The organism is Nocardia sp. NPDC059691 (assembly GCF_042733915.1).
Classification (GTDB): Bacteria; Actinomycetota; Actinomycetes; order Mycobacteriales; family Mycobacteriaceae; genus Nocardia; species Nocardia sichangensis.
In genome coordinates, this window is record NZ_JBHWFB010000020.1 from 34,218 (window position 1) to 51,853 (window position 17,636).

General features: G+C 68.9%; 18 protein-coding genes. 8 read left to right on the top strand and 10 right to left on the bottom strand.

What is annotated here, in order from left to right; genetic code table 11:
- Positions 1-44: 44 nt before the first annotated feature.
- A complete protein-coding gene (locus ACFV2O_RS33265; protein WP_379255569.1) occupies positions 45-1,406 on the bottom strand; it encodes an FAD-binding oxidoreductase in 1,362 nt (453 codons plus the stop codon).
- Positions 1,407-1,477: 71 nt separating this feature from the next.
- Between ACFV2O_RS33265 and ACFV2O_RS33270 the strand changes: the two genes are divergently transcribed.
- Positions 1,478-2,377 (top strand): LysR family transcriptional regulator, encoded by a 900-nt coding sequence (locus ACFV2O_RS33270; protein WP_379255571.1) that lies wholly within the window; start codon positions 1,478-1,480, stop codon positions 2,375-2,377.
- 5 nt (positions 2,378-2,382) lie between these two features.
- On the opposite strand, the gene ACFV2O_RS33275 is transcribed toward ACFV2O_RS33270, so the two are convergent.
- The 3 genes from ACFV2O_RS33275 to ACFV2O_RS33285 are packed head-to-tail and all read right to left on the bottom strand — an operon-like array spanning position 2,383 to position 5,054.
- Complete coding sequence (locus ACFV2O_RS33275) at positions 2,383-3,135, bottom strand: amino acid ABC transporter ATP-binding protein (protein ID WP_379255701.1); 753 nt, start codon at positions 3,133-3,135, stop codon at positions 2,383-2,385.
- Positions 3,136-3,167: 32 nt separating this feature from the next.
- Positions 3,168-4,127 carry an amino acid ABC transporter permease gene (locus tag ACFV2O_RS33280; protein WP_379255572.1) on the bottom strand — a complete coding sequence of 320 codons (960 nt, stop codon included), beginning with the start codon at positions 4,125-4,127 and terminating at the stop codon, positions 3,168-3,170.
- Between the two features lie 3 nt (positions 4,128-4,130).
- Positions 4,131-5,054 (bottom strand): ABC transporter substrate-binding protein, encoded by a 924-nt coding sequence (locus tag ACFV2O_RS33285; protein WP_364430393.1) that lies wholly within the window; start codon positions 5,052-5,054, stop codon positions 4,131-4,133.
- A 715-nt stretch (positions 5,055-5,769) separates the two neighbouring features.
- Here ACFV2O_RS33285 and ACFV2O_RS33290 point away from each other — a divergent pair.
- The gene (locus ACFV2O_RS33290; protein WP_356967839.1) at positions 5,770-6,231 is read left to right on the top strand and encodes an SHOCT domain-containing protein; all 462 of its coding nucleotides are present in this window, start codon (positions 5,770-5,772) and stop codon (positions 6,229-6,231) included.
- Between the two features lie 18 nt (positions 6,232-6,249).
- On the opposite strand, the gene ACFV2O_RS33295 is transcribed toward ACFV2O_RS33290, so the two are convergent.
- Together ACFV2O_RS33295 and ACFV2O_RS33300 are read right to left on the bottom strand one after the other, a co-directional pair.
- Positions 6,250-6,576, bottom strand: a complete 327-nt coding sequence (locus tag ACFV2O_RS33295; RefSeq protein WP_379255573.1) for an SHOCT domain-containing protein — start codon at positions 6,574-6,576, stop codon at positions 6,250-6,252.
- Between the two features lie 9 nt (positions 6,577-6,585).
- Complete coding sequence (locus tag ACFV2O_RS33300; RefSeq protein ID WP_379255574.1) at positions 6,586-7,038, bottom strand: DUF6325 family protein; 453 nt, start codon at positions 7,036-7,038, stop codon at positions 6,586-6,588.
- Positions 7,039-7,333: 295 nt separating this feature from the next.
- On the opposite strand from ACFV2O_RS33300, the gene ACFV2O_RS33305 reads away from it, so the two are divergent.
- Genes ACFV2O_RS33305 through ACFV2O_RS33315 form a run of 3 tightly spaced genes read left to right on the top strand, consistent with a single transcriptional unit; the run spans position 7,334 to position 10,609 of the window.
- On the top strand, positions 7,334-7,813 hold the full coding sequence (locus ACFV2O_RS33305) for a hypothetical protein (RefSeq protein WP_379255576.1): 480 nt from the start codon (positions 7,334-7,336) through the stop codon (positions 7,811-7,813).
- A gap of 58 nt (positions 7,814-7,871) precedes the next feature.
- Entirely contained in the window at positions 7,872-9,278 is a 1,407-nt protein-coding gene (locus tag ACFV2O_RS33310) for a hypothetical protein (RefSeq protein WP_379255577.1), read from the top strand.
- Positions 9,278-10,609 (top strand): diacylglycerol/lipid kinase family protein, encoded by a 1,332-nt coding sequence (locus ACFV2O_RS33315; protein ID WP_379255579.1) that lies wholly within the window; start codon positions 9,278-9,280, stop codon positions 10,607-10,609. The genes ACFV2O_RS33310 and ACFV2O_RS33315 overlap by 1 nt, the downstream gene beginning before the upstream one ends.
- A gap of 3 nt (positions 10,610-10,612) precedes the next feature.
- Here ACFV2O_RS33315 and ACFV2O_RS33320 read toward each other — a convergent pair whose 3' ends face one another.
- Positions 10,613-11,707, bottom strand: coding sequence for an isocitrate/isopropylmalate dehydrogenase family protein (locus ACFV2O_RS33320; RefSeq protein ID WP_379255581.1), 1,095 nt, complete (start codon positions 11,705-11,707; stop codon positions 10,613-10,615).
- 79 nt (positions 11,708-11,786) lie between these two features.
- Here ACFV2O_RS33320 and ACFV2O_RS33325 point away from each other — a divergent pair, with 79 nt between their 5' ends.
- Positions 11,787-12,317, top strand: a complete 531-nt coding sequence (locus ACFV2O_RS33325; RefSeq protein ID WP_379255582.1) for a 2'-5' RNA ligase family protein — start codon at positions 11,787-11,789, stop codon at positions 12,315-12,317.
- Positions 12,318-12,364: 47 nt separating this feature from the next.
- Positions 12,365-12,736 carry a thioredoxin gene (trxA, locus tag ACFV2O_RS33330; RefSeq protein ID WP_355078241.1) on the top strand — a complete coding sequence of 124 codons (372 nt, stop codon included), beginning with the start codon at positions 12,365-12,367 and terminating at the stop codon, positions 12,734-12,736.
- Between the two features lie 161 nt (positions 12,737-12,897).
- Here the strand turns inward: trxA and ACFV2O_RS33335 are convergent, their stop codons facing one another.
- A complete protein-coding gene (locus ACFV2O_RS33335; protein WP_356967829.1) occupies positions 12,898-13,335 on the bottom strand; it encodes a 2-keto-3-deoxygluconate kinase in 438 nt (145 codons plus the stop codon).
- 426 nt (positions 13,336-13,761) lie between these two features.
- Between ACFV2O_RS33335 and ACFV2O_RS33340 the strand changes: the two genes are divergently transcribed.
- Positions 13,762-14,076, top strand: coding sequence for a DUF6191 domain-containing protein (locus ACFV2O_RS33340; protein WP_379255583.1), 315 nt, complete (start codon positions 13,762-13,764; stop codon positions 14,074-14,076).
- Between the two features lie 70 nt (positions 14,077-14,146).
- Here ACFV2O_RS33340 and ACFV2O_RS33345 read toward each other — a convergent pair whose 3' ends face one another.
- Together ACFV2O_RS33345 and polA are read right to left on the bottom strand one after the other, a co-directional pair.
- Entirely contained in the window at positions 14,147-14,641 is a 495-nt protein-coding gene (locus tag ACFV2O_RS33345; protein WP_379255584.1) for a beta-class carbonic anhydrase, read from the bottom strand.
- A gap of 200 nt (positions 14,642-14,841) precedes the next feature.
- Positions 14,842-17,586 (bottom strand): DNA polymerase I, encoded by a 2,745-nt coding sequence (gene polA, locus ACFV2O_RS33350; protein WP_379255586.1) that lies wholly within the window; start codon positions 17,584-17,586, stop codon positions 14,842-14,844.
- Between the last annotated feature and the right edge of the window lie 50 nt (positions 17,587-17,636).

Below are 17,636 nucleotides of genomic sequence, written 5' to 3' on the forward strand. Positions count from 1 at the left end.
AGCATGATGCCGCCGCGCCGCACCAGGGCGCGGCGGCGGTGGGATCAGCTGGCTTCCGGCCGGATATTGCGGTTGAAGCGGAACAGATTGCGCGGATCGTGCTCGGCCTTGAGCGCGGCCAGCCGGGCGTAGGTGTCGGGCCGATAACCCGCGCGGGTCTGCGCCTCGTCCGCTTCGGCGCCCGCGCCGTAGAGGAAATTGAGGCTGTGCCCGAGCGTCCACCGCGTCAGCGCGGCGCGGATCGCGGCGCGAGTCGCGGCATTCTCGGGGCCGGTGATGATTCGCACGACATACGCGGCCTCGCGATGATCCACGGCGATGCCGGTATCGCTCGGGCGGGCCAGTGCCCCGCCGAGATGACGGACGTCGACGACCGCGCCCGCCCCGGAATCCGGGCCCGCGGCGGCGAGGAGGGCAGCGGCCGTCTCCTCGGTGAATTCGCCGAGTAGCGCGTTGGTAGCGGCATAGGCGTGTGGATGATCAGGGTCGCTGTGAATGGTGTGCGACTCCGGGTACGGCATTTCGCGCAGATCGTCCTTCAGCCGTTCCCCCACCGCCCGCAGCGGCGCGACCAGCCGTTCCCCTTCTTCCGCGGGCCCGTTGTAAGCGATCCGGACGGAGGCGACATACCGTCCGCGCAGCGGCGCGGGCACCTGGGGGATATCCGGGAAGGCGAGCATGGTGACCGTCGAGGTCAGGTCCTCCGGCACGGTCGCGGTCCATCGTCGCCACGCGTCCAGCGCCCGCTCGACCAGCGGCGTGTCGAACACCAACTGCCCGCCGTACACCGTGGCGACCGGGACCAGGCCGACTTCCAGCGCGGTCACGACGCCGAAGTTGCCCCCGCTGCCGAGTACGGCGCCGAACAACTCGTCGTCCGGCGTCAGCGTGCGCACCCGGCCGTCGGCGGTGACCAACTCGATCGATCGCACGTGCTCGGCCGCGTACCCGAACCGGCGCGCGAGCAGACCGACGCCGCCGCCGAGCAGATAGCCGACCACGCCCACCGACGGCGACGAACCGTTCAGCGGCGCCAGTCCGTGCTCAGCCGCCGCGTCCACCAGCGCGCCCGCCCGCACTCCCGCGCGGACATGCGCGGTCCGGCGCACCGGATCGATCCGGATATCGGTCATGCGCCGGGTGCTGATCAGCACACCGCCGTCCGCGGCGACCGACAGTCCGTGGCCGGTGGCCTGCACGGCGATCGGCAGATCGTGGCGCGCGGCGTACTCCACGGCCGCGCGCGCGTCCTCGGTGTGCACCGCGCCCACGATCAGCGCGGGCCGATGGGTGTAGGCGGTCTGGAACCCGGCGATCTCCGCGTCGTAACCCTCGTCGCCAGGACGGAAGACCGGGCCGGTGAAGATGTCGCTGTTCTCTTCGATCTGTGCGGCGTTGTTTCCCATGGCTTCGACCCTGCCCGGCCAGGGTGAAGAAGTAAAACAGATAGTTCTTCTAGTTCCTATAATGATCTGTTATGGAGCTGCGTCAGCTACGGTACTTCGTCACGGTCGCCCAGGAAGCGAGCTTCACCCGCGCGGCGGCTCGGCTGCATCTGGCCCAACCCGGCCTGAGCGCCCAGATCCGGCAGCTGGAGCGCGAACTCGGCCAACCGCTGCTCGACCGTGGCGGGCGTACGGTGACCCTGACCGAAGTGGGCGCCGCCGTTCTGCGGCACGCGCAGGCGGCGCTGGCCGCCGCCGAACGGATCACCCATACGGTGGACGAGTTCAGCGGGTTGCTGCGGGGTCAGGTCCGGGTCGGCCTGATCTCGGGAGCGGCGGTCGAGGAGTTCGACGTCGCCGCCGTGCTCGCCGAATTCCACGGGGACCACCCCGAGGTCGGCATCAGCCTCACCGAGGACACCTCCGAGCGGATGCTCGCCGCCCTCGGCCGGGGTGAGCTCGACATCGCTTTGATCGGGATGACCGGCGCGGACCTCGAACCGGGCATCGGCATCGAAGTGGTGCTGGAGACCGCGGTCGTCGCCGCCGTCGCGGTGGCGGACCTCGACTACGGTGCGGAGATCCCGCTGACCGCGCTGCGGGATCGTCCGCTGATCTGCCTCACCCCCGGCACCGGAATCCGCGGCGTCTTCGAGCGGGCATGCGCCGCGGCGGGATTCGAGCCCGCGATCGCCTACGAGGCGGCGGCGCCCGCGCTGCTGCTGCGGTTAGCCGCGCGCGGTCTCGGTGTCGCGGTCGTGCCCGCGCTCAGCACCGAGGAGGCCGCGGCCTTCGGGGTGCGGACCGTCCGGATCGTCGAACCGGAACCGCGCGGGCGCCTCGCACTGGCCTGGCGCACCGACCGTCCCGCGAGTCCGGCAGCCAAGGTGCTGCTCGGACAGCTGCGCATCGCGTTGCGCGCCGGGACGTAACCCCCTCAGAGCAGTCGCGAGAGGAACGCCTTGGTGCGGTCGTGCTGCGGATCCGCCAGCAATTGTCTGGGCGGCCCCGACTCGACGACCACGCCGCCGTCCATGAACGCCAGCTGGTCGGCGACCTCGCGGGCGAATCCCATCTCATGGGTCACCACGACCATCGTCATGCCCGAGCGTGCCAGTTCCCGCATGACGGTGAGGACCTCACCGACCAGCTCCGGATCCAGCGCCGAGGTCGGCTCGTCGAACAGCATGAGCTTGGGGTCCATGGCCAGGGCACGGGCGATCGCGACGCGCTGCTGCTGCCCGCCGGACAGCTGCGCCGGGTAGGCGTTCGCCTTGTCCGCCAGCCCGACCCGGTCCAGCAGCTCACGCGCCCTGGTCACCGCCTCCGCTTTACGCACCTTCTTGACCTGGGTGGGCGCCTCGATGATGTTGTCCAGCGCCGTCCGGTGCGGGAACAGATTGAAATGCTGGAACACCATGCCGATCTCGCGGCGCTGCTTTGCCGCATCACGCGGGTGCATCTCGTAGAGCTTGTCGTTCTTCTCCCGGTAGCCCACGATCTCGCCGTCGACGTACAGCCTCCCCGCGTTCACCTGCTCCAGGTGATTGATGCAACGCAGGAAGGTGGACTTACCCGAGCCGGACGGCCCGATCAGGCACAGCACTTCACCGCGGCCCACCTCGAGGGAGACGCCCTTGAGCACCTGCAGTGCGCCGAAGTTCTTGCAGACCCGGTCCGCCAGGACCATCGGAGGGGCCGTGGTCTTCTCGACCTGCACGCTCATTTGGCCTTCTCCCCCTGCTGGGCGTCGGCCAGCTCCTGCAGCTGCTTGGTGGTCAGCGTGCGGGAGACGCCGCGCGAGTAGTAGCGCTCCAAGTAGTACTGCCCGACCATGAGCACACTCGTGATCGCCAGATACCAGGTGGCGGCGACCAATAGCAGCGGAATGGGCTGGAAGTTCACGCCGTAGATGTCCCGCGCCCGGCCGAACAGATCGGTGCTCAGCGGGATGCCGGTGACCAGCGAGGTGGTCTTCAGCATGCCGATGAGCTCGTTGCCGGTCGGCGGGATGATCACGCGCATGGCCTGCGGCAGCACCGTGCGGCGCATGGTCTGGCTCCAGGACATGCCGAGCGCGAACGACGCTTCCCGCTGCCCTTCACCGACGGAATTGATCCCGGCCCGCACGATCTCGGCCATGTACGCCGCTTCGTTGAGCCCGAGGCCGAGGACGGCGAAGGCGAACGCGGCCTGCAGTTGCTGCACGTCGAGGTGGAAGAACTCCGGCCCGAACGGAACGCCGAGCTGGATCCGGCTGTACAGCGAGGGGACCAGCCCCCAGAACACCAGCTGCACGAACACCGGGGTGCCACGGAAGATCCAGAGGTACACCCATGCCGAGCTGCGCAATACCGGGTTCGGCGACAGCCGCATCACGGCCAGCACCGTTCCGAGCACGACCGCGATCGCCATCGCGCACACGGTGAGTTCCAGCGTGACGATCGCGCCTGCCGTGATCCTGGTGTCGAACAGGTACTTCCCATAGGTATCCCAGCGATAGGCCGGGTTCGTGGCGGCGCCGTAGACGAACAACCCCACCAGGACGAGGATGACCGCCGCCGCTATCCAGCGCCCCGGCCTGCGCAGCGGAACCGCTTTGATCGGCTCCGGCTCCCGCGTCGAATCCGCTCCGCCGGGCCCGGGATCGCCGGGCGCCGGCCGAGTGTCGTTGTCCGTCATCGATCAGCTCACGGCGCCGTTGACGACGGACTTCGTGATCGCGCCTTCCTGCACGCCCCAGTTCTTCGTGATCTCGGCGTATTTGCCCGTGTCGATCAGGTGCTGGACCGCCTTCTGCAGCACGGCGGCCAGCGGCGCGCCCTTGGGCACCGCCCAGCCGTAGGGCGCGGAGTCGAACACCGGCCCCGCGTTCTCGATCTTGCCGCCGCTCTGCTTGATCGCGTACGCCGTCACCGGCGAATCGGCCGACATGGCGTCGACCTGACCGAGCACCAGCGCGTTGGTCGCGGCGCTCTGCTCGTCGAACGACTTGATATCGATGGCGGGTTTGCCCGCGGCGACGCACTTGGCGCTCTTGGCGGGCACCTCGTCGGTGTGCTCCACGGTGGTGGCCTGCACGGCGACCTTCTTGCCGCAGGCGTTCTCCGGATCGACCGGCTTGCCCTTCTGCTGGGCCCACTGGATGCCCGCGTTGAAGTAGGTGGTGAAGTCGACCTGCTGCTCACGTTCCTTGGAGTCGGTGATCGACGACATGCCCACGTCGTAGGTGCCCGCCTGGATCGAGGGGATGATCTTCTCGAAGGCCGACTCGAGGTACTCGGCCTTGACGCCTAGCACGGAGGCGATCGCGTCCATCAGGTCCACGTCGAAGCCGACGATCCGGCCACTGGCGTCCTTGTACTCGTTCGGCTGGTAGGGGATGTTCACGCCGACGACGAGCCGGCCGGATTGCTTGATCTTGTCGGGGAGTTGTGCGGCGATCTCGTCGACCTTGTCCACCTGCACCTTGGCCACCGAGGGTCCGGTGTCCTCGGTGTTGGTGGTACATCCGGTCAGCACCAGTGCGCCCGCAGCGAGCGCGCCCGTGGCGGCTCGCAGGGCGCGCCTGCCGAGAAACGAACGATCAGACACAGCAGCCCTCCACATTTTGGCTCCACGCTACCCGGGCGTCATCACCCGTTTGGCAATTTAAGCGACCGGGCCGCTCCGCGCTGGACAGTAATGCAACAGCAACACGATCTGCTCGCGCGCCCCGTGCCGGGGCGCCGGCGGGGAGACCCTACTCCGCCGGGTGCCGCTCCGCGGATCGAATGAACGACGTCGGCTCGGGCTCTGCGTCGGCCCGGTTCCGCCGCCGTCCGCCGCGGCTCTTCCCACGCGTGCTGTCCGGAGCGTGGCGGTGGACACGGCGCTCACATCCGCGCACGCGGCCCATCGGACACCGGCTCCGTCCGCGCGACGACGCCGTTGCGGCACCGGCGCCGAATTCCCCGGCAATCTTGACGACGCCTCCGCCAGCGCCGATGATTATTTGCCGGTCTTTTCGGGCCGGACGAGTTTCTCCGGATCGACGGATGAACCGAACGACTGTCCGGACACTCGAAAATCGATGTGCCCTCGAATATTCGAGCGACACGGCGGCGGTGAAACGTTCCCTCTTTCGGACGCTTCGCACGACGCCCGCCCCGAGCACCGATGCGGGCCGGCCTACCGAACAAAGAGATATACGGCAGGCAGAGCCCGGCAAGCGCACAGAGAAAGGTTTGTTTTCCGGCCACCGGGCCGTCCGACGGTCCGATCCAGGACATGGTGAGCCGCGGATTTCGAATACGCCGCGGGCTCGTCAGAGGAGGTTCACATCATGGATTCGTTCTGGGACTACGTGTGGTACACGATCCTCGTATTCGCTTTCGTGGCATACCTGATCGTGCTGTTCCAGATTCTGGTCGATCTGTTCCGGGATCACTCCGTCTCGGGCATCGCCAAAGCCGTGTGGGTGATCGCCTTGGTGGTGTTCCCTTACCTCGCGGCATTGGTCTACCTCGTCGTCCGGGGCCGGGGCATGGCCCTGCGCGCCCAACATGCCCAGGCAGAAGCGAAACAAGCCACCGACCAGTACATCCGGGAGGTGGCGGGCAGGTCTCCCGCGGAGAGCATCGCCGACGCCAAAGCCCTCCTCGACTCCGGCGCGATCACCGTGGCCGAATTCGAGCAACTCAAGGCCCAGGCACTGGCAGGACAGCAGCCCGGTGCGGCGCCGCAAGCGGGCGCGGCGCCGACGCCGCAACCTAGCGGGGCGCCCACCCGGCCTGCGGGTCGGTGACCAGCGCCGGTCTCGCGCTCAGGAAGCGAGGATGCGGGCCTTCTCGGCCTCGAATTCGGGTTCCGTGAGTACGCCCTGAGCCTTGAGTTCGGCGAGTTCCTTCAACGCGGTGATCCGGTCCATGCCCGCACCGCCGCCACTCGGCGGTGCGGGCGCGGGCTGCGGCGCGGCGGGTTGCGGCGCATACTGCTGCTGCGTGTACTGCTGTTGCGCGTACGGGTCGTACTGCGACTGTTCCTGCGCCGCCCAGCGTTCCCCCTGACGTCGGGAGACCCGATTGGAGACGGCGGTCGCGGTGCCCGCGACGACGGCGGTGCGGGCGACTCCGCGAAGCAAACCTGGCATGACGGTCTCCTATCGACTCTGTGCCTCGAGGGCATCCAACGACGACAAAAGGCTTTGCACCGGGATGCGCCCGGAGGCCACGAGCTGAGCGCCGTTGCGGCGCAACGCGGAGGCGAAAGGCGCCGCCCACCTGTTCTCGTAGACCAGGATCGCGGCCGAACATCCCGGTTCGAGCGCCGCCCCGGCTTCCCTGCGGTCGGCTTCGTCGAGCAGGCCCGAGCCCGCCTCCGCGAACAGGGTGATGTCGAAGTCCCCTTCGAGTCCCATGTCGGCGATGTCGATTCCGGTGAGGGAACCGTCGGTGTCCTTGCGGACGAACGCCAGATCGAGGACCCGGACTATGCCGCGCTCGACGAGGTCGGCCAGCATGGGCAGCGCCGAACCGTCCGGGGGTCGATCCGGGGGAAATTCGATAACGAGATAGTCAATAGGGCCTATCGCGTCGATATCGGTACCGGTCACCGCAAGCCTCTTTTCCGTTGCGAAATGACGAAATTCGTTCGAATCGGGCCGCCGTGCCGATCGGCCTCCCACAGGTCTCCCGGAATACGCACCGGCATCCCGGATCCGAGAAATGACAACTTCGAACTCGGCTGCCATCCCGATGCTAATCTCAGTCATAGCGTACGCCGCCGACCGCTACCCGGTCGCGAAACCTTCAGCCCGGCCCGGACCCTCAGGTTCGAAGCCCGTCCCGACATGGCGTGCATGCGCACATCCCATGCCGATACGAAATCGTCGCGAAAGGGAACCGCAAATGTCGCAACACACGCCTGTGGGCCAGGAAAACCACCGCGTCCGGCAAGGCATCGCCGCGGGCACATCGATTGCGGCCGCGATCATACTGACCACCGTCGGGTTCCTTCAGCTGTTCCAAGGAATCTCGGCGGTGGCCGATGACGAGTTGTTCGTCCAGGGTCAGCAGTACACCTTCAAATTCGACTTCACCGCCTGGGGATGGACGCACATCGTGCTCGGCGTGGTGATGATCGTCGTCGGCATCGCGTTGATGACCGGCGCGACCTGGGCGCGGGTGTCGGCGATCGTCATCGCGGCGCTGTCGATCATCGCCAACTTCCTGTGGCTGCCGTACTACCCGGGTTGGTCCATCCTGATCATCGCGCTGGACGTGGTGGTGATCTGGGCCGTCACGACGTGGAACCCGGAGACCACGTTCCAGGGGCCGGGTTCCGCCGCTGGCCCCGGAGCGCCGCCCTCCGGCTCGGCGACGGCCTGAGCAGCGCCGCTGCCGGTCGCGTCCCGCAGCCCGAATCCGTTCCTGGAGTGAGGAACCCATGGATTCCAACGCGAGTGACAATGCACCCGAAAGTCGGCTGAGCGCGGACGAACGCGCCGAGCTCGTGCGCCTGCGCGCCGAGGTCGCCGCGCTGCGGACGGAGGCGCGCGGCGCGCCGCCGCGGGTGTCGCGGCCACCGCGGCATGCGTGGCGGTGGACCGCGGTGGTGATATTGACGGTGCTGGTCGCCGTCCTGGCGATCACCACGGTACTGGCGCGCTTCGTGCGCGGCGAGATCCTCGACACCGACCGGTACCTGAGCACGGTGGCTCCGCTGGGATCGGATCCGGCGCTGCAGACGGAGGTGGCCGACACGGTCACCGACGAGATCTTCGCTCGCGTCGACATCGAGGGCCTGACCGCGGACGCCCTGGCCGCGCTGACCGACGCCGTTCCGGCGACCGCGAACCGGCCTCGGGTGGACCGGGCGGTCGAGGGTCTGGCGCCGGTGATCACGCAGCAGGCCCGCGGCTTCGTCAACGACACCGTGCTGTCGTTCGTGCGCAGCGACCAGTTCGAGGATCTGTGGGTGCAAGCCAACCGCGCCGCCCACACCGCGTTGGTGGGGGTGCTGACCGGCCACGTCGGCCCGCAGTCGGTGACCGTCGACGAGAACGGCACGGTGAGCCTCTCGCTGCGCACCGTGATCGAGAACGTCAAGGCGCGGCTGATCGATCGCGGATTCACGTTCGCCGAGAAGATCCCCGCGGTCGACAAACAGTTCGTGTTGTTCCGGTCGCCGGAACTGGTACGGGCGCAACGGGCGGTCGACAATCTCGACAAAGCTTCGGCAGTGCTGCCGTGGGTGACGATCGCGGCCGCTGTGGCCGCGATCGCCGCGGCACCCGTCGGCCGTCGCCGCCGCGCCCTGGCCTTCGTGGGTCTCGCGCTGGCGGTGGGCATGCTGATCCTGGCGATCGCGCTGATGGTCGCCCGGGCGCTGTATCTGGACGAGATTCCGCCCGACGTGCTGTCACCGGACGCGGCCACCGTCATCACCGACACGGTGATGGTGCCGTTGCGGACCGCGCTGCGCGGGGTCGCCGTGCTCGGCCTGGTCATCGCGCTGGGCGCTTACCTCACCGGCGGCTCGGCCTCGGCCATCGCGGTGCGCCGTGGATTCGGGCGCGGCATGGACGCGGTACAGGGCCTGCGGCGTTCGCGTCCGCCGAACCCCGTGGAGACCTGGGCTTTCCGGGCGCGCACCGCGCTGCGCTGCGCGATCATCGGCATCGCCGCGCTGCTGCTGGTGTTCTGGCGCTACCCCACCGGTCTCGTGGTGGTGTGGATCGTCCTGGGCGCGCTGCTGGCGCTGCTCCTGCTGGAGCTGTTGATTCGTCCCGCTCGCGCCTGGCAGGCCGAGCCCGAGCCGGAGGACAAGACCCCGGCCGGGGCCGGTGCGTGATGCCGGAAGCCGACGCGGGCTCGGCGCGGCCCCCGATCGCTCGGCAATGGTGGGCCAGGGCGGCATTCGCCGCCGCGATCGCCGCGGCCGTGCTGCCGCTCGCGGTGGCGGGGCTGCTCGGTCTGCTCACTCTGCTGATCGCCGGGACGGGCGGTGTCGCGCTGAGCGTCGCCGGGACCTACTGGTTTTTGATCAACCGTGGCGTGCTGCGGGTCGTTTCGGCGGCCCTGGCGATCTCGTCGCCGATCGTGGTGGTGCTTCTGTTCGTGCGGGAGCGGCAACTGTGGGTGGTGCTGGTCTCCGGCGCGCTGGTCGCGGCGGCCGTGGCGTTCGCACGGCGGGCATTGCGGAACGACGGCGGGCAGTCGCGCCTACCCGAGTTCCCCGCCGCCCCGGCACGACACCCGTTCCTGGTGATGAATCCCCGCTCCGGTGGCGGCAAGGTGCTCGAGTTCGATCTGCCACGCAGGGCCAGGGAACTCGGGGCCGAAGTGGCGCTGCTGGCCGGGCCGCATCCGATCGATGTCGCCGCGCTAGCCCGGCGAGCGGTGCGGCGCGGCGCCGACCTCCTCGGCGTGGCCGGTGGCGACGGGACCCAGGCCTCGGTAGCGGCGGTCGCCGCGGAACACCGGCTACCGTTCGTGGTGATCGGCGCCGGTACGCGAAACCATTTCGCGCGGGATCTCGGACTGGATACGACGAACCCGGCCGCGGGCTTGGCTGCGCTGCGCGACGGTGTCGAGATCCTGGTCGACCTCGGCACCGTCAACGGGCGCACGTTCGTCAACAACGCATCCTTCGGCGTCTACGCGGAGGTGGTGCGGAGTCCGCAGTATCGCGACGACAAGACCGGGACCGTGTTGCGCCTGCTACCCGACCTGCTCGGACGTGGCTCCGACACCGGATTGCGAGCGCGCATCGGCAACGTGTCCGTGGACGGGCCCCAGGCGGTCCTGGTCAGCAACGGCCCTTACGCCACCGGCGATCTCGCGGGCCTCGGCCGCCGCGCCCGCTTGGACGCGGGCCTGCTCGGCGTGGTGACGGTCACGGTGGCGAGCACGCGCCAAGCGGTGGGCCTGCTGCGGCGGGCGCACGATCGCGGTCTGGTGCGGCTCACCGCCACCGAGGTGGTCGTCGACGCGGACCGGGCCGAGATCCCGGTCGGTGTGGACGGCGAATCCCTCCGCCTCGAAACGCCGGTGCGCTGCGCGATCCTGCCCGGCGCGCTGCGGGTGCGGGTGCCGCGGACCCGGCCGGGCACGCGGGTGCCGCCACCGACGCTGAACTGGGCGCGGTTGCGAGAACTGGCCGGGCCGCGCAAATTTCGCTGACCGCTACCTGCGATGCACCCTGGCGCAAACCTGCTCGGTGAATTCGCTGGTGGATGCCAGTCCGCCGAGGTCGGCGGTGGCGATGCCCGCCCCGAAGGTCGCGGCGACGGCGCGTTCGATCCGCTCGCCCGCCCGCGCCAGGGCCATCTCGGCGTCCCGGGTCGCCAGCCAGCGCAAGAGCATCGCCGCCGACAGTTGCAGCGCCACCGGGTTCGCCCGGTTGTGCCCGGCCAGCGACGGGGCCGCGCCGTGCACCGCCTGCGCCATGGCCGTGGTGGCCGAACAGTTGAGCGACGCGGCCAGTCCGAGCGATCCGCTCAACTCACCGGCCAGGTCGGACAGGATGTCGCCGAACAGGTTCTCGGTGACCAGGACGTCGTAGTCGGAGGCGGCGCGGACCAGGTGCGCGGCCGCCGCGTCGACGTGTTCCTCGTCGACCTCGATTCCCGGGTAGTCCTGGCCGACAGCACGGCAGACGTCGCGGAACAGGCCCATGGTCAGGGGCAGGACGTTGGCCTTGTGCACGATCGTCACCCGTTTGCGCCGGGTCGCGGCCAGCCGGAACGCCTGATGCGCGATCCGCTCGCAGGCGGCCCGGGTCACCAGTCCGACCGACATCGCGATGTCCGGCGTCGGCCGGAATTCCCCCGACCCGGCGAACATGTTGCGGTCGGCATAGAACCCCTCGCTGTTCTCCCGCACGATCACCAGGTCGATATCCGGGGCCGCCGCGTGCACACCCTCGAAGGCCCGCGCGGGACGGATGTTGGCGTAGAGGTCGAAATGCTTGCGGATCACCCCGCCCGGCGCGACGCGATGTTCGGCCGGATAGGACGCGTTGTCGTGCGGGCCGAGAATCCACGCGTCCACAGCGGCCAGCTGCTCGAGCGTCTGCTCGGGCAGCGGAGTGCCGAACTCGGCGATGGCCTGGTGTCCCATGGCCAGCGGCACCCACTCGACCGGGGCGGCGCCCGCCGCGGACAGCGCCTCGTCGACGACCTGCCTGGCGGATCGCACCACCTCGGGGCCGATGCCGTCGCCGTCGATCAGGCCGAGTCGCAGTGCCCGGTGCGCCCGGGGTCGCTTCACGTCGTTCACCGGGACATCCTCCCGCCGGCGCGCCCGGCCGCCGGAACCGGCCCGCGGACACGCCGGTTGCGGCTACCTTCGGGAGACCATGGTGCAGTCGGTCGAACTACTCCTCGACGAGGCCGCCGACACGGAGATCCGCCGCCAGTGGCAACTGCTGGCGGAAGCAGGCGTGCCGAGCCTCGCCGCGCGCACCGACGAGTCCAACCGCCCGCACATCACCGCCGGGGTGGCCAGGCAGATCTGGCCGCGCATCGAGCAGGCGCTGGACGAGCAGGCGTTCGCGCCGATCCCCCTGCGGCTCGGCGGGCTGGTGGTCTTCGGCGCCCGCCGCCCCATCCTGGTGCGGATGGTGGTCCCGTCCGAGGCGCTGCTCGCCCTGCACCGACGGATCTTCCACACGATCTCCCCGTGCCCCGGCGTTCCGGCCAACCTGCATCCGGACGCGTGGACCCCGCACATCACCCTCGCCAGGCGGGTGCCCCCGCAACAACTCGGCGAGGCCATTCACGCCGTCGCGCGGGACCGGGATTTCCCCGCGACGGTGCTGGGTATCCGTCGATGGGACGGGGATCAGCGGCGCGAGTGGCCGGTCGGCCGGATCCGTCGTGGAAGATAACCGAGGCAGCCCGCGTTGTAGCAGGCACACCGAAACGAGAGGACGTCATGGCCACCCAGACGCTGACCCAGCACAATTTCGATGAGGTAGTCACCGGAAACGACGTGGTACTCGTCGATTTCTGGGCCGATTGGTGCGGCCCGTGCAAGAGTTTCGCACCGACTTTCGAGGCCTCCTCCACCAAGCACCCCGACGTGGTGCACGGAAAGGTCGACACCGAATCCGAGCAGGGCCTCGCGGCGGCTGCCAACATCCGCTCCATCCCGACCATCATGGCTTTCCGGGAGGGCGTGCTGGTGTTCGCGCAGCCCGGCGCGCTGCCGCCCGCGGCGCTCGAGGACCTGGTGACCCAGGTCAAGGCGCTGGACATGGACGAGGTGCGCAAGCAGCTCGCCGAGCAGCAGAAGGCCGAACAGTAGTTCGCGTGGCGCGGTGCGACACTGCGCCACAACGGAATTCACTCGGGCCCGGGGACGGACACGCGAAAGCGGCAGTCCGTGTCCGGGCCCTGTCGCACGTCAGGGCCCGGGTGCGGGCCTCGGGGCGGCAGGCCACCGCCCCGAGGCCGAATAACCCGATGTCAGGACACGCCGAGCAGGTTGACGCCCGCGATCATGGCGCGGACCGTCGACTCGGCGCCGTCGTCGGCGATCGCCGCGCCCCAGCCGCGCCTGCCGTTGCATTCGCACTGCACGAAGGTGGCGGTGCCCTCGGCGGTGCGCCGCTGGTGGAATTGCAGGATCTCGACGGGGTAGCCCTCCTCGTAGAGGGCCGAGGTCATCGCCGCGACGGGGCTGCCGGTGGCGACGACGGTCCGCAGATGCCCGGCGAACTCCAGCGTGGCGGTGAACTCCGCGGTCCTGGCGCCCGCGGGCGACCACTCGCCGAGCCGGATCGGACCGCCGTGCGCGCAGTAACGGCTGTGGAACTCCGCCGAGGTCAGCCCGGTGGCTTCCGCCCGTAGGCCCTTGGGCGCGGCGGCCTGGAACATGTCTGTATCAAGAGTCAGGATGGTCATTGAAAGTAGGTCTTCCCGAAGAATGTCGTGGCTCAGTTGACAGAGGGGACCAGCACTAACAAGTGGAAATGCCCGCAGCGAGGGGGCCGGCCCGAATCAGACCCCGCTACGGCGGGCTACTACGAGAACTCGGGGAAGCGACGCCACCATCGCGGTGAGCGGAAGTAGCTCGGCGCGATCCTCGGACACGGAGGCGGTAGCCTGCGTTGCCACGGAGGGCCCGATGAGCGACGCCGAAAGCAAAGCGCTGTCGCGGTCTGCGACATGGAGCGCTGCGCTGCGGCGGTCGGCGGGTTTCGGCACGGCATCGAGGATAGGGACATCGCGGCGCAATAGCAACCACATTCGATGCCCGAATTGTCTACTGGCGAGTATCAAACGTGCAGTTCAGCGCGGTGCGGCCAGGGCGAGGGTAGCGTCGGTGACATGGGTCTCCTCGTGGCGATGACCATTCCCGGTCTGGCCGTCCTGCTCATCCTGTTCGCCTTCGCCGAAGTCGCCTGGAACAAACTCACCGGCGGCCGCGCGCTGCCCTGGACTCGCAAGCGGTCGGGGCTTCCGGTCGCGGCGGCGGGGTTCGAACAGGTCACGGCGGTTTTCCAAGGCGGCAAGCACCACGAGTTCGAGCAGCGGATGACGACGCTGATGCATCGGGAGGACGCATCCGACGGCGCGCCACCCCGCGACGAGGTGGATCTCGGCGCCGGATCGGCGCGCCTGATCGTGCGACAGCCCTCGTGAAATACGCCACAACGCAGTGGGATCCGGGTGACTTCACCCGGATCCCACTGGCGCAGTGTGAAATTCGTCCCTATCGGGGCAGAACCTCGTTCAGCTTTCCAGTGGCGACGTCGAAGACGAAGCCGCGGATGGAGTCCTTGTGCGGCACGAACGGGCTGGCGACGATGCGCGCGATCGATTGGCGCACATCGGTTTCCAGGTCCGAGAAAGCCTCCGGCGACCACTCGGGCTTGATGCCGGTCTCCTCCTGGATGCTCGCCTTGAAGTCGTCGTCGGTGAAGGTGAGCATGCCGCAGTCGGTGTGGTGGATCAGGATGATCTCCCTGGTCCCCAGCAGCCGCTGGCTGATGGCCAGCGAGCGGATCTCGTCGGCTGTGACGACGCCGCCCGCGTTGCGGATGACGTGCGCCTCGCCCTCGGCGAGGCCGAGCGCGCCGTAGACATTGAGCCGCGCGTCCATACACGCGACCACGGCCACGCCCTTCGCGGGCGGCAGCGGCAGCGGGCCTCGGAAGGTGCTCGCGTACGCCGCGTTGTTCTCCAGGTACTCATCGGTGACAGTCATGGGCCATCCCCTGCGCTCGGTATGCGTGAATCCCTATGTGTGACCAGCCCCACGGTAGGTGGCCGCGCGGCACGGGACATGGGTCCTGTTCACCGTGATTCGTTTACTTGCGCGCGGTGGCCCGATGATAGCTCTCGGGATGCCAGATGCCGGGCCCGTGCGGTGGGGCCCGGCATGTCGGTGCGGTGTGCCCGCGCCGGTCAGTGCGCGGCGGAATCCCAGCTGCGGCCGACGCCGACGGAGACCTCCAGCGGCACCGAGAGGGCGATCGCGGCGGACATCTGCTCACGCGCCAGCGCCTCGAGCGTCTCCCGTTCCCCCTCGGCGACCTCGAACAGCAGTTCGTCGTGGATCTGCAACAGCATCCTGGAGCGCAAACCCGCCTCGCGCATCGCCCGGTGCACGTTGATCATCGCCACCTTGATGATGTCGGCCGCGGTGCCCTGGATGGGGGCGTTGAGCGCCATCCGTTCGGCGGCCTCCCGGCGCTGCCGGTTGCTGGAATCCAGATCGGGCAGGTACCGGCGGCGGCCGAACAGCGTCTCGGTGTAGCCGACCTTGCGTGCCTGCTCCACCACCTCGTACAGATAGTCGCGGATGCGGCCGAAGCGGGCGAAGTAGACCTCCATCTGCTCCTTCGCCTCGGTGGTGCTGATCTTCAGCTGCGCGGACAGACCGTAGGAGCTCAACCCGTAGGCCAGGCCGTAGGACATCGCCTTGATCCGGCGGCGCAGTTCCGGGCTCACCTCGGAGATCGGGATGTCGAAGGCCTTCGACGCCACGAAGCTGTGCAGGTCCTCCCCCGAGTTGAACGCCTCGATCAGGCCCTCGTCCCCGGACAGGTGCGCCATGATCCGCATCTCGATCTGGCTGTAGTCGGCGGTCATCAGCGACTGGTACCCGGAGCCGACCACGAAGGTGTCGCGGATCTGCCTGCCGGTATCGGTGCGGATCGGGATGTTCTGCAAGTTCGGTTCGGTGGAGGACAGCCGCCCGGTGGCCGCGATCGTCTGGTTGAACGTGGTGTGGATGCGACCGTCCTCGGCGACGCACTTGAGCAGGCCGTCGACGGTGACCTTCAAGCGCGTGGCGTCGCGGTGCGTGAGCAGATGCTCCAGGAAGGGGTGCTGGGTCTTCTCGTAGAGCGATTCCAGCGCGTCCGCGTCGGTGGTGTAGCCGGTCTTGGTGCGCTTGGTCTTCGGCATGTCCAGCTCGTCGAACAACACCACCTGCAACTGCTTGGGCGAGCCCAGGTTGATCTGCTTGCCGATCACCTCGTAGGCCGCCTCGGCCGCCTCGGCCACCCGGTCGGCGAACTGCCGCTGCAGCGTCGCCAACTGGTCGGTGTCCACCGCGATGCCCGCTTCCTCCAAGGTGGACAGCACACCCAGCAGCGGCAGCTCCATGTCCGCCAGCAGCGGGGTGGACTCGATCTGGGCCAGTTCCCCGTCGAGCGCGTCGGCCAGGTCGGCGACGGCACGCGCGCGCAGCATCTGCGCCCGCGCGAGCTCGGCGTCGACGGCGTCCTCGTCGTCGAGCAGCGACAGCTGCGCGGTCTCGCCGGTCTCGGCGCGCAACTCGCGGTGCAGGTAACGCAGTGACAGGTCGTCGAGGTTGAACGTGCGCTGGCCCGGGCGGACCAGATACGCCGCCAGCGCGGTGTCGCTGGTCAGCCCGCCCAGTGCCCAGCCGCGGCCGCGCAGGGCGTGCAGGGCGGCCTTGGCCTCGTGCAGCGCCTTCGGCACGGCCGGGTCGGCCAGCCAGGCGCCCAGCGCCGCCTCGTCCTCGGGGGTGAGCACCGTGACGTCGATGTAGCCGCTCTCGCCGTCACCCGCGGCGATGGCGAGCGCACGAACGTCGCCGCCGGCCGGGGAGCCGGTGCCGAGGATCGAGACACCGTGGCGCACACCGGCTTTCGCGTGCTCGGCGAGCCAGTCCGCGACCGCGCCGATCTCCAGCGCGCCGCCGCTGATCTCGAAACCGGCCTCCGCCTCCGGCTCCGGCGGAGCCAGGGTCTCGAACAGCCGGTCGCGCAGCACGCGGAACTCGAGATCGTCGAACAGCTGATGGATCTTCTCGCGATCCCACGGCCCCTGCGCCAGCTGATCCGGGGTGTACGGCAGCGGCACCTCCCGCATCAGCTCGGTGAGCTGCCGGTTGAGCACCACGCTGCTCAGATTGGCCCGCAGCGCGTCGCCGACCTTGCCTTTCACCTGGTCGACCTTCTCGACCAGGGTGTTCAGGTCGCCGTACTCGCGGATCCACTTGGCCGCGGTCTTCTCCCCCACGCCGGGAATGCCGGGCAGGTTGTCACTCGGATCGCCGCGCAGCGCCGCGTAGTCGGGGTACTGGTTGGGCGTGAGGCCGTATTTGGCCAGCACTTCGTCAGGGGTGAACCGGGTGAGGTCGGACACGCCCTTGCGCGGGTACAGCACCGTGACGTTCTCGTTCACCAACTGGATGGAGTCCCGGTCGCCGGTGACGATGAGCACGCGGAAACCCGCTGCCGTCGCCTGCGTGGTGAGCGTGGCGATGATGTCGTCGGCCTCGAAGCCCTCGATCGCCATCACCGGAATGCCCAGCGCGCCCAATACGTCCTTGGTGAGTTCCACCTGCCCGCGGAACTCGTCCGGCGTGGTGGTGCGGTTGGCTTTGTACTCCGGATACGCCTCGGCGCGGAAGGTCTGGCGCGATACGTCGAACGCCGCGGCCACGTGCGTCGGCTTCTCGTCGCGCAGGAGGTTGATCAGCATCGCGGTGAAGCCGTAGACCGCGTTGGTGGTCTGCCCGGTGACCGTCTTGAAATTCTCCGCCGGTAGCGCGAAGAACGCGCGATAGGCGATCGAATGCCCGTCCAGCAACAGCAGCGTCGGCCGGTCTCCCGAGCCGGGATCGCCGGAGCCGGACGCGGGGGCAGGACGCGGAGCGGTCGTGGGTGAACTCACGCCCCAGAGTCTAGGGACCGGCACCGACAAGGCGATACGCCGACACCCGG